We start from the raw sequence: 25,689 nt of genomic DNA on the forward strand, positions 1-25,689 counted from the left end.
AAAAGCCATGTCCGCACAAAGACATGCTGCTACACATTTACAAAAATGGGGGAGGTGGGCCTAAGAACTTGTTGTAGGACAGCCCGACCGAGATGCTGATGCCGATCTCTTTCTCCACCTTGTGGGCGAAGCGGGCAAGGGTGAGGGCCGGGCTGCCGTGATGCAGCCGTTCCGTGCCGGTGAGGTCGAGGAAGGCCTCGTCGATGGAGACCGGCTCAACCAGGGGCGTCAGCTCCCGCATGAGCTGGCGCACCTCGCGGCCCGCCTTGCTATATTTCTCCCCGTTCGGCTTGATTACCGTGGCGTGGGGGCAGAGCTTCAGCGCCTGGAACATCGGCATGGCGGAGCGCACGCCGTAGGTGCGCGCCACGTAGCAGGCGGTCGATACGACCCCGCGCTTGCGGCCGCCGATGATCACCGGCTTGTCGGCGAGGCTCGGGTCGTCCCGCTTCTCCACCGCCGCGAAGAACGCATCGCAATCCACATGGGCGATGGCGAGGCTGTCGCGCTCCTTGTGCCTGAGCAGGCGAGGGGAGCCGCAGGTCGGGCACCGTTCCGCCAGGGGGCTGGCGGCGGGGGTCAGGCAGTCGCGGCAGAAGGGCGCTTCGCTCATGGGAGGCCGGGGCTATTCGAACTCGGACGGCGAAAGGGTCCAATGGGCCTGCATGATGTGCTCCGGCTTGGTGTTCAAGTCCTTCGCCAGGGCAATCAGGAGCGGCTCGTCGGAAACCACGTAGTCGAGAATTCCAGCGAGGAAGCCGGGCGAGGTCGCGGCGGAGCGAATCGTGTCCGGGCGGAGACCGGAGACCGCGAGAAAGCGGCCGAGGCGCTCTTCGTCGCTCGTGATGAAGGAAAATGCCCCCACTGCGACATTTTCGGCCTCCTCACGGGTAACTCTTTTTAAGGGAGTGTTCATGCTGACAATTTGCATTTCATCAATAGGTTTGGACCTAACTATACCATCAGACGAAATTGAGGGCCGGTGAAGTCGGTTTTGGCCCCGGGGATCGTGCCCATGAAGAAGACAGTGCTCATTGTTGAGGATAACGAACTCAACATGAAGCTCTTCAACGACCTGCTCGAGGCCCACGGCTACGCGACCCTCAAGACCAGCCATGGAATCGAGGCCATGGAGCTTGCCCGGGCCCACAAGCCGGACCTGATCCTCATGGACATCCAGCTGCCCGAGGTCTCCGGTCTCGAGGTGACCCGCTGGCTGAAGGCCGACGAAGAGCTGAAATCGATTCCCGTGATCGCCATCACCGCCTTCGCCATGAAGGGGGACGAGGAGCGTATTCGGGAGGGAGGCTGCGAAGCCTACATGTCGAAGCCGATCTCGGTCGCCAAGTTCATCGCCACCGTGAAGACTTATCTCGAGGCCGACGGAAAGCAGTCGTGACTTGGCCAAATCCATGGCAGGAGTACGGCCGGGGCGGTGGAAAGCCGGCTCATCTCTTTGAGATGACTTGGCTTTAAATTTTTTGGGAAAATGCCGCTTTTTGGCCACATGGGCGCTTGCATCGCCCTCTGTTTTCTATACGTTCAGCCTAACTTTCCGCTTGAAGCGGAAGAAATGCCCTACGGATGCTCAGGTCCGCCGCATCTCCTGGGAGTTCGTGGGCTCGGCCAGCCTGGGGGCAGATCGTTGCCTCCTCAACGCTGCCCCCAGCTGGCCACCAACTTCAGCGACTAGCGTAAAGGCGCCGCAAGGCGCCTTTTGTTTTGCGCGAATGCGTCGCCTGCCAGGCTAAGAGCCGATAATCCCACGCGAATCGATCCATATCTAAGTGTAGGCCAAGCTTGGCCTTAAGATGACTATTCCGTTACGGAAAATTCTCCGAGGGTCGTGAACCGGGATGCGGTGCCGGGGCGGCCCTGCTACCCTTGCCCGGCATCATCCAAGTGGAAGAGGGATCATGAACCACCGCACGCCTTCGCTGCCTCCCAAGACGGCCTTGACCCGCTTCTCCGTCGCGCCTCTGTCCACCATGACCCGCAGGCTTGCGGATGTCGCCTCGGGCCGCGCTCCGGCCGATCTCGTGGTCACGGGCGCGCGGGTGCTCTCCACCTACAGCGAGCGCATCGCTCCGGAGCGGGAAGTTTGGATCGCCGGCGGGCGCATCGCCGCCGTGAAGCCGGCAGGTGCATACAGGCAGGTCAAAGGCCAGCCGGGCCGGATCTATGACGCGAGGGGCGGCATCGTCGCGCCGGGGTTGGTCGATCCGCATATCCATATCGAAAGCAGCATGGTCACGGCCTGCGCCTATGCGGAGGCGGCTCTGCTCAACGGTACCACGACGATCTTCTGCGACAGCCACGAGATCGGCAACGTGATGGATTCAGCCGGCATCGAGATGATGCTGGAGGATGCGCGCCACGCGCCGCTCTCGATCTTCCTCACCGTGCCGAGCACGGTGCCGGCCACCACGCCCGATCTCGAGACCGCCGGCGGCGACCTGACGCCCGACAAGATCGCGGCGCTGTTCGACCGCTGGCCCGAGGCCGCCGCGCTCGGCGAGAAGATGGATTTCGTGCCCGTGACCATGGGCGACGAACGCAGCCATGCGATCCTCGCGGCGGCTTTGGAGCGCGGCAAGCCGGTCTCCGGCCACATCTACGGCCGCGAATTCGTGGCGGCCTATGCGGCGAGCGGCGTGACCGACACGCACGAGGCGATCGATCGCGACATCGCCGACGATCTGCTTGACGCAGGTATCTGGATCTTCCTGCGCGGCGGCCCGCCCACGACCCCGTGGCATTCGCTGCCGGAAGCGATCAAGACGATCACGGAACTCGGGTCGTCGCACAAGCGCATCTGCGTCTGCACCGACGACCGCGATGCGGACGATCTCATGCTGTTCGGCATGGATTGGGTGACGCGCGAGGCGCGCCGCGCGGGCATGAGCCGCGAGCAGGCCTGGAGCATGGGCTCGCTCCATCCCGCCACGCGCTTCAACATGGAAGGCGACATCGGCGGCCTCGGCGGCGGACGCCGCGCCGATCTGGTGCTGCTCAACGACGATCTCGAAGTGCGGAACACCTGGTACGGCGGCGAGCTTGTCGTCGAGAACAAGACGATCACGCCCGCGCTCGATCAGGCGCTTTCCAACCGCTACCGCTATCCTGCGGAAGCCTATCGCACGGTCCATGTCTCGAAGCGGCCGAAGCTGATCCCGGAACTGCCCAAATCCGCTTGCGAGGCCAATGTCATTCGCGTCGCGCTGCCGGGCATCGTGCTGTTCCACGACAAGGTGCAACTCCAGCCTGAGAAGGATTGGGACACGCTGCTCGCCAAGCACGGTTTCACCTTCGTCTCCGTCATCGAGCGTCACGGCCGCACGCAGGGGGATGGCATCGCCCATGGCCTGCTGAAGGATTTCGGCCTGAAGAGCGGCGCGGTCGCGAGCAGCGTCGGGCACGATTCCCACAACCTGATCGTCGCGGGAACCAACGAAGGCGACATGCAGGTCGCGCTCGACACCATCATCGAGGCGCAGGGCGGCGTCTGTGTGGTGGATCAGGGCAAGGTCGTCGCGATGGTGCCGCTGCCCATCGCCGGGCTTCTTTCCGACAAGCGCGTGACCGAAGTGGCGGAGGAAACCCGCGCGCTGAAGGCGGCCTGGGAGAAGGCGGGCTGCAAGATCGCCTATATGGGCTTCAACCTCATTCCGCTCTCGGTGATCCCGGAAATCCGCATCACCGACAAAGGCCTCGTTCTCGTGCCGGAGATGGAGCTGGTGCCGCTTTACGAATGAGGTTCTAAAAGTCTGGCCCATAAAATCACCGGCCGCTCCCCACAAGGTGCAGGTGCGGTCTCCCTCCCCCTTGTGGGGAGGGATCAAGGGTGGGGGTGCCGGCGCCCGAGCCTGATAGGCTATCGCTTACACCCCCGCCTCCAACTCCTCCCCACAAGGGGGAGGAGGGCTCTGAGGCGCTCCGCTTTGTTTAAGCAAGACTCTGAGGGTGGGATGTCGAGTGTGCCTGTTCACGGCTCCTCGATAGCCGTCTTTCCCGCCAGCTCCCGCGTCCGCGCCAGGAGATCGCCCAGATCCTGCCGGAACTGCTCGAGGGCGAAGCTCAGGGCGAAGATCTGTCCGAACGCCCTTGCCGGCAATGCGTGCACGAGAGCGTTGGATCGAAGGGCCTCCGCCTCGCTGCCGAATTCGTTCAACGCGTCCTCGAAGGCGTCGGCCTCCGGAGGCGCCTTGCGATGCTGGAGAGCCCGCGCCAGATCGCGGAGCAGCGCATCGGTGGTCCGATGGAGAGCAGTGAGCGATGGGCCGAGGCGTTCCAGAACGGGCGCGGGCAGGGGACTCGAGGCGGCGCGGCCGATCATCACCAGATCGTGGCGCACGCGGTAGAGGGTGCGGATGAGGGGCTCCGGATCGGGCGCTTCGGTGAGGTGGCTCTGGCGCTCCCGCATGGCTTCCTCGGATGCGGCCTCCGCCTTCTTCAGGGCGGAGCGGATCTGCGGATGGAGCTTCTGCAGGGCCAAGCGCCCTTTCGGATCTGCGGTCAGCTCGCCGATGAACACCGAGAACAGATCCGCATTGAGGGAGACGACCTTCGCCGCAGCCTCCGTCATCAGCGTGTGGGCGCGCGCGGGCAGGACGAACAGGGAAACCACCAGGCCGACGATGTTGCCGAGGGTGATTTCGAGCACGCGGTCGATGGCGGAGGCGAGGGGGCCGATGGCCTGTCCGGTTGGCGGCAGCATCATGATGAGCGAGGTGATCGGCGCCACCCGGAAGGCCGGCTTGATCGCGGCGAGAATCGCCAGCGGAAACAGCGCGACGACGATGGAGAGTCCCAAGGTCAACGGCGAGCCGTGGGGAACGAAGGCCGCAATCACCCCGCCATAGATGGCGCCCGCGAGCGTTCCGCTGAAGCGCTCGACGGCGGCCTTGAGCGAGCCGCCGACGCTCGCCTGAACCACGACGACGGCCGTGATCACCGCCCAATAGCCCTGCGGCAGGTCGAGGACTTTCGTTACCGCATAGGCGAGAGTGCCGGCAATGGTGACCCGCAGCGCCAGTTTCAGTTCGGCGAGCCGTGCTCCGATGCGGCCGCCTGCCCGTTCGATCCATTCAGGGAATGCCATGCGATTCTCCGAACGCAGAGCATAGTGCGCGGTTCGCAGGACAGGCTATGGGACAGGCGCGGCGACCGTGGGGTCATTCGTTCGGCAGCACCACCAGCTCGGAGCCGCATTCCTCACAGATCCCTAGCACGGGCGACGCGATCATATGCTTCGTGCCGCATTCGGGGCAGCCTTTCATGGCCATGCGGAGCGTTCCCTGCATCTGCGGTGCGCTTTCGCGGAACGCCTCGCTGACTTCGACGGCTCGTTCGAACATGGACGCCTCCCTGAAGCATCGGAGTTGAGGGATGCTGCCCCTAGGGAATCCCATCGTCAACAAAGCTTTCTGGGTAGTTGTCCGGTCAGATCCCGCCTAACGGCAATCGAGAAGACGCTGGAAGTTGCTGAGAGCGGGATTTCACGCAAATACGGTCGTTTATGAATAAATATTTAGAAATCAGAAGCAAAACGCCGCAGCTTTCAGCCAAGCTCTGAACTAAACAGGCAATAACGAATTGGTATCACGTCTAAGTTTTGTGCAACATGTCAAGGTGCCGGCCATGAAGAAACTTGGTTTGCTTGCAGGTGTTGCGTTGATCACATTCAGCACCGTCGGCACCGCCGACGCGCAGAGATGGCGCGGTGGCGGCTGGCGCGGCGGAGGAGGCTGGAACGGTGGCTATTATCGCGGCGGAGGCTGGGGATACCGCGGCGGCGGCTGGGGGAACGGCGGCGCGGTCGCCGCGGGCCTGATCGGCGGCGCATTGCTCGGTGGCCTGATCACTGCTGCGGCCACGCCAGCCTACGGCTACGGTTATCCGGGCTACGGTTATGGATATGGCTATCCGGGTTACGGCTATCGCTACGGTTATGGATATGGCGGCTACCCGGCTACCTATAGCTACCCGGCGTATTCCTACCCGGCCTACGGCTATTATTCGGCCCCCGTGACTCGGGTCGTCTACCGACCCGCTCCGGTGTACGGGACACGCGTGGTCTATCGCCAGCCGGCCTACAGGACGCGAGTTGTCTATCGCGACCGCGTCCGGGTCGTGCGCCCCATACGGCGCGACGTGGTGACCACGGGCGCGATCGGCGCCCGCCAGGTCACGCGGGTCCGGGTCGACCGCTACCGCTAAGCCTTAGTCTTCGAACGCCCCCGAAACGAAAAAACCGCCTCGATGAGGCGGTTTTTGTTTTGAGAGCGATCTGCCCGGAAGCTTACTTGATCTTGGCTTCCTTGAACTCGACGTGCTTCTTCGCGACCGGGTCGTACTTCTTGAGATTGAGCTTCTCGGTCATCGTGCGCGAGTTCTTCTTCGTCACGTAGAAATAGCCCGTGTCGGCGGTGGAGACGAGCTTCACTTTGATCGTTGCGGCTTTGGCCATGGTCGGACCCTTTGTTCGGTTCGGCGCTCCGGCCGGCCCCATGGCATGGCCGAAACGCAAAAGCCGGGCGAGCCCGGCCGGAAAATCGTGGCGTCCCAATGCCCGATTATCGCCGGACAGTCAAGGGAGAAGGGGCTGGAGGGCGGTAGAAATACCGCCATCGTCGTCATCCCTGGGCTGCGGAGCAGAACCCGGGATCTTCAGACGAGAATGGCGCCTTAGCCTTCACACGATCCCGGATCTTCGCTGCGCTTCGTCCGGGATGACGCTTTCATCACAGCAGCTCCCGCACGAAACGGCCACGCTGCTGGTGGAAGAACGGGACCGGGAGCTGGTGGCCGAAGCCCGCCGCGGTCCGGGCCTCCAGCTCGCCCAGAATCACCGTGGTGATCGGGGGCAGGTCGAGGGCCTTGGCCTGGGCGATCGTGACCCAGGTCAGCTCGACCAGCTCGCTCTCCGGCCCGACGATGCCCTCGACCTCGTCGGCGATGGCCGTGCGGTCGACGGCGAAGAAGCGGGTGTCGAAGCGGCGGACGCGCTTGGGCGGGGTGATGGCGCGGCCGATGAAGTGCAGGGCCTCCAGGTCCGGAAACACGCCGCGCTCCTGAAAGCCGGACCAGGCCGTGCCGGCCGGGACCTTGTCGGGGCCGCCGTAATCCTTGGTGCCGAGCAGGAGGCCGGTCTCCTCGAAGGTTTCGCGGATGGCGGCGAGCGCCAGGGCGCGGCAGCGCTGGGTCGAGGGGCGGGTCACCTTCGCCATGAGGGCCTGCTCGGCGCGCGGATGAAGAGCGCCCGTCACCGCCATCGACCGGTCGCCGGCCTCGATCCGCCCGCCGGGAAAGACGAACTTGCCCGGCATGAATTTCAGGCCCTCATGGCGCTTGCCCATGAGCACCTTCGGCACCTTCGGCTTGCGGTCGATGATGATGAGGGTGGCGGCATCGACGGGACGGAGGGTAGGGGCCTTGGGGTTGGTTTCAGAGGAAACGAGGCGATCCATCTTCGCCAGGGTTTCGGCATCCGTCACGTGCATCGTCCTTGTCGATATTTTTCTTCGTCCGGGCAGCCCCGAAGCCATGCATACCTAGCGCGTATTGCAGCCCCACGACAGCGCCTTTGACGGGTTGGAGCAGGGCCAGGCACAGGATGAGCGTCAGCGCCGGCCAGGTGGCGAGATGCACCCACATCGGCATCTCGAGCTTGGTCTCGGTCATGAGGATGCCGTAGCCGACCAGGTGGCCGACGATGGTGATGACGATATAGGGCGGCAGGTCGTCAGCCCGATGGTGATGAAACTCGGTCCCGCAGGCCTCGCAATGGTCGACGACCTTCAGGAAGCGGCCGAAAAGCCTTCCCTTGTCGCAGGCCGGGCAATGGCCGAGGAAGCCCCGCTTCATGGCCGGAATGGCCTTCACCTCGTCCGAGCTCGCCGGTCGGGCCGTCTCGATCGTCAACGACATCGTCAATCCTTCAAACGTCAGGCGCGCCCGCGCCGCTTGACCTTCACGCGCGTCCGGGAGCCGCTGCGCTCGGGCGGGAACGCCTTGCCGGCGCGAGCCCCGCGCGGCAGGTGCTTGGCGCCCTTCCTCGCAGGAGTGCCGCGACCGGTGAAACGGCCCTTGGTGAGGATCTCGAAGCGCAGCGCGCCGGCGATCGGTGCAGCCTCCACCAGCTTCACCTCCACCTTGTCGCCGAGGCGGTAGGTTTCGCCCGTGCGCTCGCCCCGCATGGAGTGGGTTCTCTCGTCGTAGCGATAATAATCGTCGCCGATGGTCGCCGCCGGGACGAAGCCGTCCGCGCCGGTGTCGCTCAGCTTGATGAAAAAGCCCGCCTTGGTCACCCCCGAGATCTGTCCCTGGAATGTGGCCCCGATCCGGTCGGCAAGGAAGTGCGCGATCAGGCGGTCGATTGTCTCACGCTCCGCCGCCATGGCGCGTCGCTCCGCAGCGGAGATCTTGGCGCTGATCTCGATCAGCTGCGCGCGGGTGGTGTCGGGGGGCAGTCCGTCCTTGCCGAGCTTCAGCGCGGTGATCAATGCGCGATGCACGATGAGGTCGGCATAGCGCCGGATGGGGGAGGTGAAGTGGGCGTAGCGCCTGAGGTTGAGGCCGAAATGACCGTAATTCTCGGCCGCGTACTCGGCCTGCGATTGCGAGCGCAACACCACCTCGTTGATGAAGAGCTGGTGCTCCGTATCCGCGACGCTGCGCAGGATGCGGTTGAACAGCTCCGGCTTGAGCGCGCCCTGGCTCGGAACCTTCAGTCCGATGGAGCCGAGCACTTCGCTCAGCGCGCGCATCTTCTCCAGCGAAGGCTCGTCGTGGACGCGATAGATCAGGTCGGACCCGGCCTGCTCCAGGCTCTCCGCCGCGGCGACGTTGGCGAGGATCATGAACTCCTCGATCAGCCTGTGCGCCTCGAGCCGCTCCGGCACGAAGACCCGGTCCACGGTGCCGTCGGGATTGAGCACGATCTTGCGCTCGGGCAGGTCGAGGAAGAGCGGCTCGCGGAGGTCGCGCGCCTTCTTCACCAGCTCATACCCGGCCCAGAGGGGCTTGAGGATCTTATCGAGGATCGGCTTTGTCGCCTCGTCGGGATGTCCGTCGATGGCCGCTTGCGCCTGGGCGTAGGAGAGCTTCTCCGCGGAGCGCATCATCACACGATGGAAGCTGTGGCGGATCTTCCGTCCGTCCGGGCCGATCACCATGCGCACGGCGAGCGCCGGCCGGTCCTCGCGCGGCCTCAAGGAGCACAGATCGTTCGAGATCCGCTCCGGCAGCATCGGCACGACGCGATCGGGAAAATAGACCGAGTTGCCGCGCTCCTGCGCCTCTCGGTCCATGGCGGTGCCGGGGCGTACATAGGCGGCGACATCGGCGATGGCGACGGTGACGATGAAGCCGCCCGCGTTATTGGGATCCTCGTCCGGCGCGGCATGGACCGCATCATCATGGTCCTTGGCATCCGGCGGGTCGATGGTGACGAGGGGCAGCGTGCGCCAATCCTCGCGGCCTTCCAGGGAGGCGGGCTTCGCCTTCTCCGCCTCTTCCAGGACGGCCTTGGGGAATTCATTGGGGATGCTGTGGGCGTAGATCGCGATCAGGCTGATCGCCTTCTCGGATTTGATCGCACCCAGGCGTTCCTTCACCTTGGCGGTCGGCAGGCCGAACCGGCCATGCTTCACCACCGAGACCGCGATCAGGTCGCCGTCCTTCGCCTCGCCCTCGTCACCGGGGCGGATTTCGAGCTCCAGCTCGCGCGCCTTCTTGTCGACGGGAACGAGCCGGCCGCCGCCCTCCGGCAGAGCGCGGAAGATCCCGAGCACCTGCGCCTGCTTCTTGGCGATGATCTTGGTCACGCGGCCGGAATAGCGGTGGAGGTCGCCGGGCTTGAGCGGATCGACCCGCAGCAGCGCCCGGTCGCCGACGCCGGCCACCGGCATGCCGGGATGCGGCTTGCGCGGCGAGACGATGACGATGGTGGGGATCGGGCCGTGTTCCGCCTCGTCCCACTCGGTCGGAACTGCGATCAGCTCGCCGTCCCGGTCACGTTTCGTGATGTCCGCCAGGACGACGGGCGGCAGCTGGCCGGCCTTGTGGACGCTCTTGCCGCGCCGGTCGACGACGCCGTCGACTTCAAGGTCCTTCAGCACCTTCTTCAGCCAGATTCGGTCGCTGCCCTTGATGCCGAAGCGTTGCGCGATCTCCCGCTTGCCCACCTTGCCCTGGGCTTGGGCGATGAAGGAGACGACGTCCTCGCGGGAGGGAAGGGCGGGATCAGCTTTCGAATTTTTGGCCAAGGGAGAAGCTCTTCGGGTTCATCAGGTCTTGTCGCATGCAAGCCTGGCCGCGGCTAGCCCGGCGGCTTGGGATCTCTGATGACGCACCGGCAGGTCAAGAGATCCATGCGATGAGAAAGCCGTTCAGCCAAAAAATAAGGCCCCGATGTCGGAGCCTTGAGGGACCGGCCCGTGGGGGCAGAATGAGCCGGTGAGTTCATAAAACGTCCTGGCTCAGGGATGGTTCCGGCGGTTTCCGGAAATTTTTGGAAAAAATTTTATCCTGAGATCCCCACGTCATGTCCGGGCTCGTCCCGGCCATCTCGATCCTGTGAGACGCCACGCTTTTCTTTATCGAGATCACCGGCACGAGGCCGGTGATGAAGAGTGGATGGCTGCCCCCGCTGTCATTCCGGGGCCGCGCAGCGGCGCCCGGAATCCATAAACACAACGTCTCAGAAATGAGCGAGTAGCGTTGCGCGACTTTCTGCATCGTCAGTGGTTATGGATTCTGGGCTCGGCCTTTGGCCGCCCCGGAATGACAGTGCCTTGATCAGATATCCAGGTCGGCCTCATCGGCGAAGGCGGCGCGTTCCTGGATGAAGGCGAAGCGGGCTTCGGGCTTGTTGCCCATCAGGCGCTCCACGGTGTCGCTGGCCTCCGGCCTGTCCTCGGCTTCCACGACCACCTTCAGAAGCAGGCGCTTCTTCGGATCCATGGTGGTTTCCTTCAGCTGCGCCGGCAGCATCTCGCCGAGGCCCTTGAAGCGTCCGATCTCGACCTTGCCGCTGCCCTTGAACACGGTCTTCATCAGCCGCTCCCGGTCGGCATCGTCGCGGGCATAGGCCGATTTCGCCCCCTGCGTCAGCCGGTAGAGCGGCGGGACTGCGAGATAGAGGTGCCCGCCGTCGATAAGGCGCGGCATCTGGCGGTAGAAGAAGGTGATCAGCAGCGAGGCGATATGGGCGCCGTCCACGTCCGCGTCGGTCATGATGACGACCTTCTCGTAGCGCAGGTCGGAATCCTTGTACGTGGAGCCCGTGCCGCAGCCGAGCGCCTGGACGAGATCGGAAAGCTGCTGGTTCTGGTGCAGCTTCTCCTTGCCGGCAGAGGCCACGTTGAGAATTTTTCCGCGCAAGGGGAGCACGGCCTGGGTGGCGCGGTCGCGGGCCTGCTTGGCGGAGCCGCCGGCCGAGTCGCCCTCGACGATGAACAGCTCCGAGCCCTTGGCGCCGGCATTGGAGCAATCCGCGAGCTTGCCCGGCAGGCGCAGCTTGCGGGTCGCGGTCTTGCGCGCGACCTCCTTCTCCTGGCGGCGGCGCAGGCGCTCTTCCGCCCGGTCGATCACCCAGTCGAGAAGCTTGTTGGCCTGCTGCGGCGCCGCCGCGAGCCAGTGGTCGAAGGTGTCGCGGATCGCGTTCTCGACGATGCGGCCGGCCTCCACCGTCGCCAGCTTGTCCTTGGTCTGGCCCTGGAATTCCGGCTCGCGGATGAAGACCGAGAGCATGGAGGCGCAGGTCGCCATCACGTCGTCGGTGGTCACGGCCGCCATGCGCTTCTGCTGGTTGACGCGCTCGGCGTGCTCGCGAAGGGCGCGCAGCAGCGCGATGCGCAGGCCGTTCTCGTGCGTGCCGCCTTCGGGCGTCGGCACCGTATTGCAGTACGAGGTCGAGAACCCGTCCTCGTTCGTCATCCAGGCGACCGCCCATTCCAGCGAGCCGTGGCCGCCGGGCTTGGTGATCTTGCCGGAGAAGATCTGGTCGGTGACGAGATCCTTCCCCTCGATGTCGTGGAGCAGGTAGTCCTTCAGGCCGTTCGGGAACTTGAAGGTGGCTTCCGCCGGAACGTTGCCCATCCCTTCGACCAGGGACGGCGCGCATTTCCAGCGGATCTCGACGCCGCCGAAGAGATAGGCCTTGGAACGGGCCATCTTGAACAGGCGGCGGGGCTGGAACTGGGCGTCCTTGCCGAAGATCTGGTGATCGGGCTTGAAGCGCACCTTGGTGCCGCGCCGGTTGAGCACGCGGCCCACGGTCTCGATCTTGCCCTGCGGCAGGCCGCGGGAGAAGACCTGCCGGTAGAGGGTCTGGCCGCGCGCCACCTCGACCTCGAGGATCTCGGCGAGGGCGTTCACGACCGAAACGCCGACGCCGTGCAGGCCGCCGGAGGTCTCGTAGACCTTCGAATCGAACTTACCGCCCGCGTGCAGCGTGGTCATGATGACCTCGAGCGCCGACTTCTTTGGGAATTTCGGGTGCGGATCGATCGGGATGCCGCGGCCGTTGTCGGTCACGGACAGCCAGCCGCCTTCCTCCAACTCCACCTCGATGAAGGTCGCGTGTCCCGCGACCGCCTCGTCCATGGAATTGTCGATCACCTCGGCGAAAAGGTGGTGCAGGGCCTTCTCGTCCGTGCCGCCGATATACATGCCCGGGCGGCGGCGGACGGGCTCGAGCCCTTCCAGCACCTCGATGGAGGACGCGTCATAGCCGGCCTCGCCGGGCGTCCCCTGTTGCGGGGCCGTGCGGGACACCTTGACGGCGGCGTTGCGAGCCGAGGCGGGCGCGGCCCGCTTGGCAGCGGCGCCCCCGAAGAGATCGTCGTTGTCTGTCATTGGGACCTTGGTCCGAGATGATGATTCGCGTTTCTTTACACTATATCCCATGCCGTTTTTATACGTGAACAAAACGGAAACGGAAAGGGCGGTTCGTCGCCACGGGCGACAAAAGTGAAATCAGCTTAGGACATCGGACCCAAAAGTGGAGACCACTTTTGGGACCCGATCCGATGCTCTCTTATCTGAATGAGCGCATCGTTAATCGCGGACCTCTGGGTCCGCACGATGCGCCGTAAAGGTTACCGTCTAATTCCTCTAAAGGATGTCTTCCGGTTGTCATGCGGAACTGTTTAAATTCCATTCACGTTGGAAAGGTTAAGCAAGAGCTTAACGGGAGATACGGGCGTGACGACGCGGACGACTTTGGCACCGGCACAGAAGCTCCACCTCGACCGCGCCGCGCGCAATGCGGGCGAGGCCTTCGCCTTCGACGAGCCGGATAACACGCCCGTCGCCCATCGCTCCTACGGTTCCAGCCTTCTGTGGCTGGCGATCGCCGCCGTTGCCGTCATCGGGCTCGGGCTGACCTTCTGATCAGTCGTCGGCGGGCTTCTCGCCTGGGGAGAACAGCCGGGTCAGCATGTCTTCGAGGGGCTTCCCGAGGGTCAGAAGCAGCAGGGTGACGATCGTTCCGGCGATGGTGACGAACCAAGCTCCCAGGGCCGCAGCCACTCCGAGCCCCGCAGCGATCCAGACCGTCGCCGCCGTGGTGAGCCCGTGAACCTCCATCTTGTTCCGGGCCCGTAGAATCGCCCCGGCGCCGAGGAAGCCGAGGCCGGTCATGATGCCCTGAATGACGCGGCTCGCCGAATCCTGTCCGAAATGGATGCCCTCGTAGACGGAGCCTGCCAGGACGACGATGGCGGAGCCGAGGGAGACGAGACCCAAGGTCCGCATCCCGATCGGCTTGTTGTGAATGTCCCGGTTGATGCCCACCACCATGCCGGCGATCGTCGCTGCGCAGAGGCGCAGCGACATCTCGATCTGGTCCGCGTATTCCGCCGCGAGCGATGACAGCCACTCCGTCATCGCGCTCAGCCCGCCTTGGCAGCCTTCTTGGCAGGAACCTTTTTGGCCGTCGCCTTCTTGGCCGCCGTCTTTTTCGTTGCCGTTTTCTTGGCGGGAGCCTTCTTGGCTGCGGTCTTCTTGGCGGCCGGCGCCTTCGCTGCCGCCTTCTTGGCCGGAGCCTTGCGGCTGCGGGCGGACTTTTTCGACGGGCCGGCGGCGCGGCGGGCCTTCAGAAGCTCGACAGCCTCGGCCAGCGTCACCGCTTCGGCGGCCATGGTCCGCGGCAGGGTCGCGTTGGTCTCGCCGTCGGTGACATAGGGCCCGAAACGGCCGGCCTTCACCACGATCGGCTTGCCGGATTCCGGATCCTCGCCGATCGGACGGCCGGGATCGGCCGCGCCGCGGCGGGCGCCGCCTCCGCCGCTTTCCTTGGCGACGATCAGGTCGATGGCCCGGTTGGCGCCGATCTCCAGCACGTCGTCGCCGGCGCCGAGATTGGCGTAGACCTTGCCATGCTGGACGTAAGGTCCGTAGCGGCCGATGCTTGCCAGGATCGGCTCGCCCGATTCCGGATGGGTCGCGACCTGGCGCGGCAGCGCCAGCAGCTTCAGGGCCTTCTCGAGATCGACCTGTGCCGGGGTCAGCCCCTTGGGCAGGGAGGAGCGCTTGGGCTTCTCGCCTTCGCCGAGCTGGACGAAGGGGCCGAAGCGGCCATCGCGCAGGGTCACCTGTTCGCCGGTCTCGGGATCCGTGCCCAGCACCTTCACGCCAGGCTGGCCGCCGTTCTCGGACGAGCCTTCGCCGTCGCCATCGACGCCGGTGGCGGCGAGCTGGCGGGTGTATTTGCATTCGGGATAGTTCGAGCAGCCGATGAAGGAGCCGAACTTGCCGAGCTTCAAGGAGAGCTGGCCCGTGCCGCAGGTCGGGCAGGTGCGCGGGTTGGAGCCATCGCCCTTGTCCGGGAAGATGTGCGGGCCGAGGAGCTCGTTGAGCGCATCGAGCACCTCCGTCATGCGCAGCTCCTTCGTCTCGCCGATGGCGGCGGAGAAGTCGCGCCAGAACTCGCGCATGACCTGCTTCCAGTCGATCTCGTTGTTCGAGACCCGGTCGAGCTGCTCTTCGAGGTCGGCCGTGAAATCGTATTCCACGTAGCGGAGGAAGAAGCTTTCCAGGAAGGCCGTGACGATGCGGCCCTTGTCCTCCGGCACGAGCCGCTTCTTCTCGATCTTCACGTATTCGCGGTCGCGCAGGGTCTGCAGCACGGCGGCATAGGTCGAGGGACGGCCGATGCCGAGCTCTTCCATACGCTTCACGAGAGACGCCTCCGAGTAGCGCGGCGGCGGCTCGGTGAAGTGCTGGGTCGCAGCGATGCGGCGGCGCTCCAGGGAATCGCCGGCCTTCATCGGGGGCAGGCGGCCCTCGTCCTCGTCCGCATCGTCGTCCTTGCTCTCGTTGTAGAGCGTGAGGAAGCCGTCGAACTTGATCACCTGTCCGGTGGCGCGCATGTCGAGCTTGCGCGGGCCGACCTGGGCCGCGATGTCGGCCGTGGTGCGCTCGAGCTCCGCCGATTCCATCTGGCTCGCGATGGTGCGGGTCCAGATCAGGTCGTAGAGGCGGGCCTGTTCGGGCTCCAGGTATTTCGCCACGTATTTCGGCAGGCGGCTCATGTCCGTCGGGCGGATGGCCTCGTGGGCCTCCTGCGCGTTCTTGGCCTTGGTCGAGTACTTGCGCGGCGCGCCCGGCACGTAGCGGTCGCCGTATTCCTTGCCGATCACCCGGCGCGCGGCCTGCACGGCCTCCGGCGCCATGTCGACTCCGTCGGTTCGCATATAGGTGATGAGACCGACCGTCTCGCCACCGATATCGACACCCTCGTAGAGCCGCTGCGCGATCCGCATGGTCTGCGCCGGGGCAAGGCCGAGCTTGCGCGAGGCCTCCTGCTGCAGGGTCGAGGTGGTGAACGGCGGGTAGGGGTGGCGCTTGGCGGGCTTCGCCTCGATGTTCGCCACCGAGAAGGTCGCAAGCTCCAGATCCTTCTTGAAGGCCTCGGCATCCTTGCCGTTGCCGATGTCGAGGCGCGTGATCTTCTTGCCGTCGGCTCCGACGAGGCGCGCGTCGAAAACGCCTCCGTCCTTGGTGGCGAGCGTCGCGATCAGGGACCAGTATTCACGCGGCTTGAAGGTCTCGATCTCAAGCTCGCGGTCGCAGACGAGGCGAAGCGCCACCGACTGCACGCGGCCGGCCGAGCGCGCTCCCGGCAGCTTGCGCCAGAGCACGGGCGAGAGGGTGAAGCCGACGAGATAGTCCAGCGCCCGGCGGGCGAGATAGGCGTCGACCAGGGCCTGATCGATCTGGCGCGGGTTGCGCAAAGCCGCCTGCACCGCATCCTTGGTGATGGCGTTGAAGGTCACGCGCTCGACCGGGAGGTCCTTCAGGACGCGCTTTTCCCGCAGCGCCTCCAGCACGTGCCAGGAAATGGCCTCGCCCTCGCGATCCGGGTCGGTGGCGAGGATGAGCTTCTCGGCGCCCTTGATCGCCTTGGCGATATCGGAGACCCGCTTCGAGCCCCTGTCCTCGAGCGTCCAGATCATACGGAAGTCGTCATCCGGGTCGACCGAGCCGTCCTTGGCGGGCAGATCGCGGATATGCCCGAAGGAGGCCAGGACCTCGTAGTCCTTGCCGAGATATTTGTTGATCGTCTTGGCCTTCGCAGGCGACTCGACGACGAGGACTTTCATGAACGACTTCCTAAAAGCGGGAACAGGCGAGCGCCCTGCTGCCAGGGCGAAAGCGGCGGTCGGCCCGGACCGCCGCAGGGCGGGAATAAGTGGTTGATGATTGACGACAAGTCAAATCGGACCTGTCCCAAGCTTCCCTATATGGCCACGAAGGCGCGCTCCAGCAAGGGATTCACGGCCGCCCCGAGATCGTTGGCGCCGATCATCCGGGACGGGGCGGCCAGGCGGGTCAGGGCGTAGGCCTCGGCAATCCGGGGCGGGGCGGAGCGGACGAGAGCGGCGATGGCGGCCAGGACGAACAGCCTCTCCGCGATGAAGCGGGCCCGCGCGTCGGCGTCCGGGGAATGGAGCGCCAGCACGATGTCCCGGGCCGCATCGGAGGCGCCGGGCAGGTCCCGGACATCCTCCATGAGGCGCTCCAGCACCGAGGTCGCCACCTCCGGCTCGCGGGTCTCGGCGCGCAGGATGTCGAGGGCGACCACGTTGCCCGAGCCCTCCCAGATCGCATTGACCGGGGCCTCCCGGTAGAGCCTGGGCAAGGCGCTTTCCTCCACATAGCCGTTACCGCCGAGGCATTCCATCGCCTCGTAGATGAGGCGCGGGGCCGCCTTGCAGATGCCGAACTTGGCGGCCGGCGTGACGAGCCGGGCGTACGCAGCCTCCTCGGCGTCGGCCTGCTGAAGGTCGAAGCTGCGGGCGGCCTGGAGACTTAAGGCCGTCATGGCTTCGCTCTCCAGGGCGAGGTCGGCCAGAACCATGCGCATGGCGGGCTGGTCGATCAGCTTCTTCTGGAACGCGCTGCGGTGCCGGGCATGATGCGCCGCGAGCGCGAGCCCCATCCGGATCAGCCCGGCGGAAGCGACGGCGCAGTCGAGCCGGGTCAGCTGCACCATCTCGATGATCGTGCGCACGCCGCGGCCTTCCTCACCGATCCTCCAGGCAAAGGCATCTTCGAACTCGACCTCGGAGGAGGCGTTGGAGCGGTTGCCGAGCTTGTCCTTGAGCCGCTGCAGGCGCAGCGCGTTCAATGTCCCCTCCGGCCGGAAGCGCGGAACGAGGAAGCAGGTCAGGCCGCCCGGGGCCTGGGCGAGCACCAGGAAGGCGTCGCACATGGGCGCCGACATGAACCATTTGTGCCCGGTCAGCGCATATTCGTCGCCAGCCCTCGGCTCGGCGCGGGTTGTGTTGGCGCGGACATCCGTGCCGCCCTGCTTCTCCGTCATCCCCATGCCGAGGGTGACGGCCGTCTTTTCCCAGAACGGGAGGAAGCGCGAATCGTACTCCCGCGAACGGATTTTCGGCAGCCATTCGACCAGCCGGTTCGGAGCCGCCGCGAGCGCCCCTACCGAGGCATGGGTCATGGTGATCGGGCAGACATGACCGCTCTCGACGCCCGCCGCGGTATAAAGCCGGGCCGCCCGCGCGAGATGGGCATGTCCGCTCCGGGGCTCGTCCCAGGTCGAGGCATGCAGGCCATCCTCCATGCTGGCCCGCATGAGCACGTGATAGGCCGGGTGGAACTCCACCGCATCGATCCGGTAGCCGCGCGCATCGTGCGTGCGCAGCTTCGGCGGATTCTCGTTGGCGAGCCGGCCGATATCGAGCCGTTCCGCCGATCCCCAGGCCGCGCCGAAGGCGATCAGGCCCTCCGCCTCCGGGTCGACGCCGCAGGCTTTCAGGACGTCGAGCAGGGGCTGGTTGGTTGCGACGAGGTTCACCTCGCCGAAGGGCGGCGTCTGGTTGAAGACCTCGTGCGTGTCATGGCGATCCGACATGGCGCGATCCTCGGTAGCGCACAGTCTTCATTGTAGCGCGCTCCCGCATCCGCAACAGGATTCCCTACCCCTCGCGAGGAGGCGCAGGGGTGGGGGGTTGTATGACTGGGTTAGATCAAACCAGCAAAGCGCCGGCTCACCTCTCCTTGAGGGAGAGGTCGACGCGCGTCAGCGCGGCGGGTGAGGGGTTATGCCCTTTCCGGATAGCGCTCTCCCCCTCACCCTCGCTCCGCTCGACCTCTCCCCACCGGGGAGAGGTGAGACGGTAGCAGTCGCGATCTTCATCGATGATTTTCTGCGTTTCGACTTTCCGACCCCCACCCTCGATCCCTCCCCGCAAGGGGGAGGGAAGAAAGTGGCTGAGAAACTCGGCTTGCCGCGATTTCCCAGACCGCCTATAGCCATCGCTTTAAGATGAGCGACGCCCCCCGATCCATTTTTCCGCACCGGCACCTCCTCGGCATCGAGGGGCTGTCTCCTTTGGACATTCAGGCGCTTCTCGATCTCGCCGAGAGCCAAGTCGAGGTGAGCCGGCAGATCGAGAAGAGAAAGTCGACCCTTCGGGGCCGGACCCAGATCAATCTCTTCTTCGAAGCCTCCACCCGCACGCAATCCTCCTTCGAGATCGCCGGCAAGCGCCTCGGCGCCGACGTGATGAACATGCAGGTCGGGTCCTCCTCGGTGAAGAAGGGCGAGACGCTGATCGACACGGCCGTGACGCTCAATGCCATGCGGCCCGACATCATCGTGGTGCGCCATCACGCGGCGGGTGCGGTGCATCTTCTGGCGCAGAAGGTCGATTGCTCGGTTGTGAACGCCGGCGACGGCGCGCACGAGCATCCGACCCAGGCGCTGCTCGACGCGCTCACCATCCGCCGCAACAAGGGCCGCATCGAAGGCCTCACCATCGCGATCTGCGGTGACATCCTGCATTCGCGGGTGGCGCGCTCGAACATGATCCTGCTCGCGGCGATGGGCGCGCGGGTGCGCCTCGTCGCTCCTTCGACCCTACTGCCGCCCGGCATCGCGCGCCTCGGCTTCGAGACCTTCACGAGCATGAAGGAGGGCCTCAAGGACGCGGACATCGTCATGATGCTGCGCCTGCAGCGCGAGCGCATGAACGGCTCCTTCGTGCCCTCGGTGAAAGAGTATTTCCGCTTCTACGGGCTCGACCAGGAAAAGCTCGCCTTCGCCAAGCCTGACGCGCTGGTGATGCATCCCGGCCCGATGAACCGCGGCGTCGAGATTTCCTCCGACGTGGCCGACGGCGCGCAATCGCTCATCCGCGAGCAGGTCGAAATGGGCGTCGCCGTGCGCATGGCGGTGCTGGAGGCTCTGGCGAGCCATCTGCCGAACAGGTGAGAATTTCCCTCTCCCCGAAGCGGGAGAGGGTGGCCCGAAGGGCCGGGAGAGGGGCCGTGGACAGGACACGAAAGAACCAAATCACCCCAAAACTCCGCTCCTTCGCCAAGGAGCAGCGCTCGATCCCAACACGGGCCGAGGATCTGTTCTGGCAGCAGGTCCGGGCCGGTCGCTTCCACGGCTACAAGTTCAAGCGGCAGGTGCCGGTTGCGCCTTACATCGTCGATTTCCTCTGTGCCGAGGCCAGGGTGATCGTCGAGCTGGATGGCGCTCCCCACGACCGAGCCGACCAGCGAGCGCATGACGAACGGCGCGATGCCTTTCTGCGCGGCCAAGGCTTTCGGGTGCTGCGCTTTTCCAACGATCTCATGCTCGGCAACGGCAATCTCGTTCTTGACACCGTGCGCCAAGCGATTGAAGCCGAACTCGGCCCCTCTCCCGACCTGCTTCGCAGGCCACCCTCTCCCGCAGAGGGGAGAGGGAAAGGAGACCACCTGTGATGCCTGCTGATAGACCGATCCTGCTGAAAAACGCCCGCCTCATCGACCCCGCTGGCGACCGCGAGGAGCGGGGCGGGGTGCTGGTGCGCGACGGCGTGATCCAGGCGGTCGGGCCGCAGGTCGTGCAGGCCGCCGATGCGCAGGTGATCGATTGCGGCGGCCAAGTGCTCAGCCCCGGCCTCATCGACATGCGCGCCTTCATCGGCGAGCCGGGCGGGCCCTATCGCGAGACACTCAAGAGCGCCGGCGAGGCGGCTGCGGCGGGCGGGGTCACGACCGTAGTCTCCATGCCCGACACGAGCCCGGTTCTCGACGATCCGGCCGTCATCGACTTCATCGTGCGCCGCGCCCGCGACACCTCCATCGTCAACATCTGCCCAGCCGCCGCCCTGACCAAGGGACTGGAAGGGCAGGAGATGGCGGAGATCGGCCGCCTCAGGGAGGCCGGCGCCATCGCGTTCACCGATGGCGCGCGCTCGGTGACGAATGCGCAGGTCTTGCGCCGCGCTCTGACTTACGCCCGCGACTTCGACGCGCTGATCGTCCACCATGTGGAGGATCCCGACCTCGTCGGACAGGGCGTGATGAACGAGGGCGAGTTCGCCTCGCGGCTCGGGCTGCCCGGCATTCCGCGCGAGGCCGAGACGGTGATGCTGGAGCGCGACATCCGCCTCGTGCGCCTCACCGGCGGACGCTACCACGCCGCCATGATCTCGACCGCCGATTCGGCGGAGATCGTGCGCGCCGCGAAGGAAAAAGGGCTGCCGGTCACCTGCGGCGTTTCCATCAATCACCTGTCGCTCAACGAGAACGACATCGGAGATTACCGCACCTTCCTGAAGCTTTCGCCGCCGCTGCGCCACGAGGACGACCGGCAGGCGATGATCGACGCGCTGGCCGACGGCACCATCGACGTGATCGTCTCCGACCACAATCCACAGGATGTTGAGAACAAGCGGCTCCCCTTCGCCGAGGCGGCGGACGGCGCGGTCGGGCTCGAGACCCTGCTCTCGGCGGCCCTGCGCCTCGTTCATGAGGAACGCGTCTCCCTGCCCCGGCTCCTTCGTGCCCTGTCGACGAGGCCTGCCGAGATTCTCGGGCTTCCGTCCGGACGGCTGACGGTCGGCGCGCCCGCCGACCTCATCGTCTTCGATCCCGACACGCCCTACGTCCTCGACAAGCGCGATCTCAGATCGCTGTCCAAGAACTCGCCCTTCGACGAGGCCCGCCTGCAAGGGCAGGTGACGATGACGATGGTGGCGGGCAGGGTGGTCTTTCAGCGCGATACGATGTAACGAGAAGTGAATGTCTGACGAAGCCAATCTCCTGTACATGCTGGCCGCGCTCGTTTTCGGCTATCTCCTGGGCTCGATTCCCTTCGGCCTCATCTTCACCCGCATGGCGGGCTTAGGAGATGTGCGCAAGATCGGCTCCGGCAATATCGGCGCCACGAACGTGCTGCGCACCGGGCGGAAGGGCATTGCCGCCGCGACTTTGCTCGGCGACATGCTGAAGGGCACCGCAGCGGTCGCGATCGCCGCCCTGTGGGGCCCGCAATTCGCCATCGTCGCGGGGCTCGGCGCCTTCTTCGGCCATCTCTTCCCGGTCTGGCTCGGGTTCAAGGGCGGCAAGGGCGTGGCCACCTTCATCGGCGTGCTGCTCGGCCTGAAGCCGCTGGCGGCCCTGATCTTCGCGCTGATCTGGCTCGGAATCGCCTTTACCAGCCGCTATTCGTCGCTTTCGGCGCTGATCGCCAGCGCGGCGACGCCTATCATCCTCTGGCTTCTCGGCGAGCCCGGCATGGCGGGCCTCGCCATCATCCTCGCGGCGCTGCTCTGGTGGAAACACAGCCAGAACATCAGCCGCCTTCTGGCCGGGACCGAGGGCAAGATCGGGCAGAAGGGATAGTCCATGATCCTGACGGATGAGCAGCGTCTCGACTGGCTTCGCCTCATCCGCTCGGAAAATGTGGGACCCAGAACCTCCCGTGCCCTGGTCAACCAATATGGCGGCGCGGGCCTGGCTCTCGAGGCCCTGCCGGAGCTCGCCCGCCGCGGCGGGCGCCTGCTGCTGAAGGTCTGCAGCCGGGCCGAGGCCGAGAAGGAGATGGCCGCCGCCGCTCGCCTCGGCGTGCGCTTCGTCGCCATGGGCGAGCCCGATTACCCGAAGACCCTGCAGGCCATCGACACCGCGCCGCCTCTCATCGCACTCCGCGGCGCTGCCGCGTTGCTGGCAAAACCCTCCGTTGCCATCGTCGGATCGCGCAATGCCTCCGCCGCCGGCCTGACCTTTGCCGAGCGCCTGGCGCGGCAGCTGGGCGAGGCCGGCTATGGGGTGGTGTCCGGCCTGGCGCGCGGCATCGACACCAGGGCGCACAAGGCGAGCCTCGAGACCGGCACCGTCGCGGTCCTCGCGGGTGGGCACGACCGGATCTATCCCTCTCAGAACGAGCCGCTGCTGAACGCCATCCTGGAGCAGGGCGGGGCGGTGATCTCCGAGATGCCCATGGGCTGGGAGCCCCGCGGACGCGATTTTCCGCGCCGTAACAGAATCGTTTCAGGCCTGTCCTACGGGGTGGTCGTGGTCGAAGCGGCGCGGCGCTCGGGCTCGCTCATCACCGCACGTTTCGCCCTGGAGCAGGGCCGCGAGGTCTTTGCCGTGCCCGGTTCGCCGCTCGATCCGCGCGCCGAGGGCACCAACGATCTCATCCGCGACGGGGCGACCCTCTGCGCGGGCGTGGAGCATGTGACCAGCGTGCTCGAACCCCTGATCGCCGCCGGCCCGCGTCTCGACCGGGGTGCCGAGGAGCCGCATCATGCCGTCGGGTCGGAGGAACTCTGGGACGAGCTCGACCTCCCCGACATCGTCCGCGCGCCGGTGCGTCCCGTCATGCCGGACGACGGAGGCGACGAGCCTGCGGGCGACGCCGATCTCACGATCTTCCTTGGACCCTCGCCCGTCGCCATCGACGATCTCGTGCGGCAATCGGGGCTTCCGATCCGCAGCGTGCAGATGGCCTTGCTGGAGCTTGAGATCGCCGGGCGCCTCGAGCGCCATGGCGGCAACGCGGTGTCGCTGATCGTAGCGCGCTGAGCGGCCTCAGACGTCTTTCCCGCCCGACTGGACGACCCGGATCGCCTCCAGCCGTGCCATGTCGAGAAGATATGCCAGAAGATCGAGCTTCGCCTGCCGGGCGAGGAAGGCGAGCTCAGCCGAGAATTCCGCAACATATCGCGCCGTCTCAACCGGGGACATTGGGGCCCGGGGCAGGCCCGCGTCCTGGGCCGCCAGCGGCTCTTGGGACGGCGGGACGGTGAGGGATCGGCGCGGGGGTTTCGACATCGAGGGCGACGCTGTCTCTTTGTTGCAATTACCCCTAGATAGCTACACAACCAAAAATAATACAAGATGAATCTTACTATACTTATAGTTGTGTAATCAAACCAGGAGGGAGATCAACAGTGGCATCGAGATCAGGGCGATCAGCGTCTGCAGGGTCAGGATCTCCGCCATGAGGCCGGCATTGCCTCCCATCTGCCGGGCGAGCACATAGGCCGCGCTGGCCGAGGGCACCGATGCGGCGACGACCGTGACCACGAGATCGTCGCCGGTCACGCCGATGAAACGGGCCAGGGTGACGGCCATGACCGGCATGAGGACCAGCTTCAGGGCGGCTGTCAGGGCATGCGGCAGGCCGGGGCTGGCGAGCCTGCGGATGTCGAGCCCGGCGCCCACAATCAGCAGGCCCGACGCCAGCGCCGCGCGCCCGATGACGTCGATATATCCCGCCACCGGCTTCGGCAGCGGCGGCGCCAGCAGGTTGAGGGCAAGCCCGATCGCGCAGGACCAGATGAAGGGATTGGCGATGAAGGAGCGCAGGATGTCCCACGGGCTCTGCCGCGGGCGGCCGGCGAAGCGGATGAACACGTAGAAGGCGAGAAGGTTGAGAAGCGGCACCATGGCCGCGATGGCGACCGCGATCAGAGCGATGCCGCGCTGCCCGAACAGGCTGCCCGCCACCGCAAGGCCGACGAAGGTGTTCCAGCGCGTCGCGCCCTGGAAGATCGAGGTGAAGCTCGGGCCGTCGATGCCGAACCGGCGCTCCAGCACGGGCCTGATCGCCAGCACCAGAACGGCCATGGTCAGGATCGACCCGACCAGCGCCCCGCCGACGCCGAGCACCGGCACGGAGGAGAGGTCGGCGCGCGACAGGGTGTCGATGATCAGCGCGGGAAAGAAGATCACGTAGGTCACGCGCTCCAGCCCCGCCCATTGCGGCTCGCTCACGAAATTCGTGGCGCGGCAGAGCCAGCCGGTGGCGATGATCAGGAAGGTCGGGATCAGGCTGGCGAGGATGGCGGACATGGAGAGCCGGTCAGGGAAGCGTATACCGGTCGCTTAGGATGGAAAGGGGTGCTCGACAAGCGCCGGATAAGCTTGCATTGGAATTCGGTCCGCATGCTCCACTTGTCTTTTCCCGGTTCCGGTCCGAGGCCCCATGATCCAGGTCACCAATTCCATCGCGATCGACGAAGCCGAGCTTCAGGAGAGCTTCATCCGCGCCTCGGGTCCCGGCGGTCAGAACGTCAACAAGGTGGAAACCGCCGTCCAGCTGCGCTTTGACGTGCGCAATTCACCCTCCTTGCCCGATTACGTGAAGGAGAAGCTCGAACGGCTCGCCGGCAGGCGCCTGACCAATGACGGCGTGCTTGTCATCACCGCCCAGCGATTCCGCATGCAGGAGCGAAACCGAGAGGATGCTCTGGCGCGCCTCGTCGAGCTGATCCGTCAGGCGACGGAGCGTCCGAAGCCGCGCCGGCCGACGCGGCCGACGCTCGCCTCGAAGAAGCGCCGGCTGGAGGCGAAGGGCCGCCGCTCCGAGATCAAGAAGGGCCGCGGCGGCAAGCCGAGCTACGACTGAGTCTATCCTTTGAGGACGATGCCGCCAAAGCCGAGAAGGTCGGCGAAGATCGCGAACACGACCCCAAGGCCGACGAGGATCAGGCCGGCGAGGAAGAACCGGATCGAGCGATTATAGCGCTTCAGCTCAAGGGACGAGACGTGCAGCAGGTCCGCCAGCGACTTGACCTGAAGGGCGAGGCCCAGCGTGATCAGGGCCACCGAGATGAGATCGGAATGGCTCCATTCCCCGGGAAGCGCCGCCCAGCGGCTTAGGAAACCGAGCGAGAAGCCGACGACGACGCCGATGGCGGTGATGGAGCCGTTGCGGAAGGTTGAGTCGACGCGCTTGTGCCCGTCGTGCTCGCCAGGTCCAACAGCATCCTTCGCCATCGTCGGGTTCCACTCATAGTCCGACCCACAGGAGTCGGATCGTAAACCTAAGCCCTCCTCCCCCTTGTGGGGAGGAGTTGGAGGAGGGGGTGTGAGCGATAGCCTATCAGGCTGCGGCGCCAACACCCCCACCCTTGATCCCTCCCCACA

Annotated in this window: 24 protein-coding genes and 1 pseudogene; 10 read left to right on the forward strand and 15 right to left on the reverse strand. The window is 65.6% G+C overall.

Annotation, left to right across the window (positions count from 1 at the left end; translation table 11 throughout):
• Positions 1-61 precede the first annotated feature (61 nt).
• Both BB934_RS26795 and BB934_RS26800 read right to left on the reverse strand, forming a co-directional pair.
• A pseudogene (locus tag BB934_RS26795) lies at positions 62-613 on the reverse strand (Y-family DNA polymerase); the annotation flags it as partial.
• Between the two features lie 12 nt (positions 614-625).
• The gene (locus tag BB934_RS26800) at positions 626-865 is read right to left on the reverse strand and encodes a DUF3572 domain-containing protein (RefSeq protein ID WP_237050114.1); all 240 of its coding nucleotides are present in this window, start codon (positions 863-865) and stop codon (positions 626-628) included.
• A gap of 150 nt (positions 866-1,015) precedes the next feature.
• Here BB934_RS26800 and BB934_RS26805 point away from each other — a divergent pair, with 150 nt between their 5' ends.
• Together BB934_RS26805 and BB934_RS26810 are read left to right on the forward strand one after the other, a co-directional pair.
• On the forward strand, positions 1,016-1,399 hold the full coding sequence (locus tag BB934_RS26805; protein ID WP_099512398.1) for a response regulator: 384 nt from the start codon (positions 1,016-1,018) through the stop codon (positions 1,397-1,399).
• Positions 1,400-1,916: 517 nt separating this feature from the next.
• Positions 1,917-3,755 carry an adenine deaminase gene (locus BB934_RS26810; RefSeq protein ID WP_099512399.1) on the forward strand — a complete coding sequence of 613 codons (1,839 nt, stop codon included), beginning with the start codon at positions 1,917-1,919 and terminating at the stop codon, positions 3,753-3,755.
• Positions 3,756-3,985: 230 nt separating this feature from the next.
• On the opposite strand, the gene BB934_RS26820 is transcribed toward BB934_RS26810, so the two are convergent.
• Together BB934_RS26820 and BB934_RS26825 are read right to left on the reverse strand one after the other, a co-directional pair.
• A complete protein-coding gene (locus tag BB934_RS26820) occupies positions 3,986-5,101 on the reverse strand; it encodes an FUSC family protein (protein WP_099512400.1) in 1,116 nt (371 codons plus the stop codon).
• Positions 5,102-5,174: 73 nt separating this feature from the next.
• Positions 5,175-5,357: a hypothetical protein gene (locus BB934_RS26825; RefSeq protein WP_099512401.1), complete on the reverse strand. Its 183-nt coding sequence runs from the start codon at positions 5,355-5,357 to the stop codon at positions 5,175-5,177.
• Positions 5,358-5,640: 283 nt separating this feature from the next.
• On the opposite strand from BB934_RS26825, the gene BB934_RS51020 reads away from it, so the two are divergent.
• On the forward strand, positions 5,641-6,219 hold the full coding sequence (locus tag BB934_RS51020; RefSeq protein ID WP_175608891.1) for a hypothetical protein: 579 nt from the start codon (positions 5,641-5,643) through the stop codon (positions 6,217-6,219).
• Between the two features lie 82 nt (positions 6,220-6,301).
• On the opposite strand, the gene rpmG is transcribed toward BB934_RS51020, so the two are convergent.
• The 5 genes from rpmG to parE form a co-directional block, all read right to left on the reverse strand.
• On the reverse strand, positions 6,302-6,469 hold the full coding sequence (gene rpmG, locus BB934_RS26835) for a 50S ribosomal protein L33 (protein WP_009491004.1): 168 nt from the start codon (positions 6,467-6,469) through the stop codon (positions 6,302-6,304).
• 274 nt (positions 6,470-6,743) lie between these two features.
• The gene (locus tag BB934_RS26840) at positions 6,744-7,502 is read right to left on the reverse strand and encodes an NUDIX hydrolase (protein ID WP_418294724.1); all 759 of its coding nucleotides are present in this window, start codon (positions 7,500-7,502) and stop codon (positions 6,744-6,746) included.
• Positions 7,447-7,929, reverse strand: coding sequence for a DUF983 domain-containing protein (locus BB934_RS26845; protein WP_099512403.1), 483 nt, complete (start codon positions 7,927-7,929; stop codon positions 7,447-7,449). Before BB934_RS26845 ends, BB934_RS26840 begins: the two co-directional genes overlap by 56 nt.
• 17 nt (positions 7,930-7,946) lie before the next feature.
• The gene (rnr, locus tag BB934_RS26850; protein ID WP_099512404.1) at positions 7,947-10,268 is read right to left on the reverse strand and encodes a ribonuclease R; all 2,322 of its coding nucleotides are present in this window, start codon (positions 10,266-10,268) and stop codon (positions 7,947-7,949) included.
• 532 nt (positions 10,269-10,800) lie between these two features.
• Entirely contained in the window at positions 10,801-12,861 is a 2,061-nt protein-coding gene (parE, locus tag BB934_RS26860) for a DNA topoisomerase IV subunit B (protein WP_099512406.1), read from the reverse strand.
• A gap of 348 nt (positions 12,862-13,209) precedes the next feature.
• Here parE and BB934_RS26865 point away from each other — a divergent pair, with 348 nt between their 5' ends.
• The gene (locus tag BB934_RS26865; protein ID WP_099512407.1) at positions 13,210-13,398 is read left to right on the forward strand and encodes a hypothetical protein; all 189 of its coding nucleotides are present in this window, start codon (positions 13,210-13,212) and stop codon (positions 13,396-13,398) included.
• Here the strand turns inward: BB934_RS26865 and BB934_RS26870 are convergent, their stop codons facing one another.
• The 3 genes from BB934_RS26870 to BB934_RS26880 form a co-directional block, all read right to left on the reverse strand.
• The gene (locus tag BB934_RS26870) at positions 13,399-13,893 is read right to left on the reverse strand and encodes an MgtC/SapB family protein (RefSeq protein ID WP_099512408.1); all 495 of its coding nucleotides are present in this window, start codon (positions 13,891-13,893) and stop codon (positions 13,399-13,401) included. It abuts the gene before it with no gap.
• A gap of 5 nt (positions 13,894-13,898) precedes the next feature.
• Positions 13,899-16,610: a type I DNA topoisomerase gene (topA, locus tag BB934_RS26875; protein ID WP_099512409.1), complete on the reverse strand. Its 2,712-nt coding sequence runs from the start codon at positions 16,608-16,610 to the stop codon at positions 13,899-13,901.
• A 137-nt stretch (positions 16,611-16,747) separates the two neighbouring features.
• Positions 16,748-18,385 carry an isovaleryl-CoA dehydrogenase gene (locus tag BB934_RS26880; RefSeq protein WP_099512410.1) on the reverse strand — a complete coding sequence of 546 codons (1,638 nt, stop codon included), beginning with the start codon at positions 18,383-18,385 and terminating at the stop codon, positions 16,748-16,750.
• 414 nt (positions 18,386-18,799) lie between these two features.
• On the opposite strand from BB934_RS26880, the gene BB934_RS26890 reads away from it, so the two are divergent.
• Genes BB934_RS26890 through dprA form a run of 5 tightly spaced genes read left to right on the forward strand, consistent with a single transcriptional unit; the run spans position 18,800 to position 23,340 of the window.
• A complete protein-coding gene (locus BB934_RS26890) occupies positions 18,800-19,747 on the forward strand; it encodes an aspartate carbamoyltransferase catalytic subunit (RefSeq protein ID WP_099512412.1) in 948 nt (315 codons plus the stop codon).
• 56 nt (positions 19,748-19,803) lie between these two features.
• A complete protein-coding gene (locus BB934_RS26895) occupies positions 19,804-20,247 on the forward strand; it encodes an endonuclease domain-containing protein (RefSeq protein WP_099512413.1) in 444 nt (147 codons plus the stop codon).
• Positions 20,247-21,542, forward strand: coding sequence for a dihydroorotase (locus BB934_RS26900; protein WP_099512414.1), 1,296 nt, complete (start codon positions 20,247-20,249; stop codon positions 21,540-21,542). The genes BB934_RS26895 and BB934_RS26900 overlap by 1 nt, the downstream gene beginning before the upstream one ends.
• Positions 21,543-21,552: 10 nt before the next feature.
• Complete coding sequence (gene plsY / locus BB934_RS26905; protein WP_099512415.1) at positions 21,553-22,155, forward strand: glycerol-3-phosphate 1-O-acyltransferase PlsY; 603 nt, start codon at positions 21,553-21,555, stop codon at positions 22,153-22,155.
• A gap of 3 nt (positions 22,156-22,158) precedes the next feature.
• Positions 22,159-23,340 (forward strand): DNA-processing protein DprA, encoded by a 1,182-nt coding sequence (gene dprA, locus BB934_RS26910; protein WP_099512416.1) that lies wholly within the window; start codon positions 22,159-22,161, stop codon positions 23,338-23,340.
• 6 nt (positions 23,341-23,346) lie between these two features.
• On the opposite strand, the gene BB934_RS47380 is transcribed toward dprA, so the two are convergent.
• Both BB934_RS47380 and BB934_RS26915 read right to left on the reverse strand, forming a co-directional pair.
• Positions 23,347-23,589: a hypothetical protein gene (locus tag BB934_RS47380; RefSeq protein WP_157934338.1), complete on the reverse strand. Its 243-nt coding sequence runs from the start codon at positions 23,587-23,589 to the stop codon at positions 23,347-23,349.
• Positions 23,590-23,685: 96 nt separating this feature from the next.
• Entirely contained in the window at positions 23,686-24,612 is a 927-nt protein-coding gene (locus BB934_RS26915; protein WP_099512417.1) for an AEC family transporter, read from the reverse strand.
• A 133-nt stretch (positions 24,613-24,745) separates the two neighbouring features.
• On the opposite strand from BB934_RS26915, the gene arfB reads away from it, so the two are divergent.
• On the forward strand, positions 24,746-25,168 hold the full coding sequence (gene arfB, locus BB934_RS26920) for an alternative ribosome rescue aminoacyl-tRNA hydrolase ArfB (protein WP_099512418.1): 423 nt from the start codon (positions 24,746-24,748) through the stop codon (positions 25,166-25,168).
• 2 nt (positions 25,169-25,170) lie between these two features.
• On the opposite strand, the gene BB934_RS26925 is transcribed toward arfB, so the two are convergent.
• The gene (locus tag BB934_RS26925) at positions 25,171-25,539 is read right to left on the reverse strand and encodes a hypothetical protein (protein ID WP_099512419.1); all 369 of its coding nucleotides are present in this window, start codon (positions 25,537-25,539) and stop codon (positions 25,171-25,173) included.
• Positions 25,540-25,689 lie beyond the last annotated feature (150 nt).

Source organism: Microvirga ossetica, from assembly GCF_002741015.1.
Classification (GTDB): Bacteria; Pseudomonadota; Alphaproteobacteria; order Rhizobiales; family Beijerinckiaceae; genus Microvirga; species Microvirga ossetica.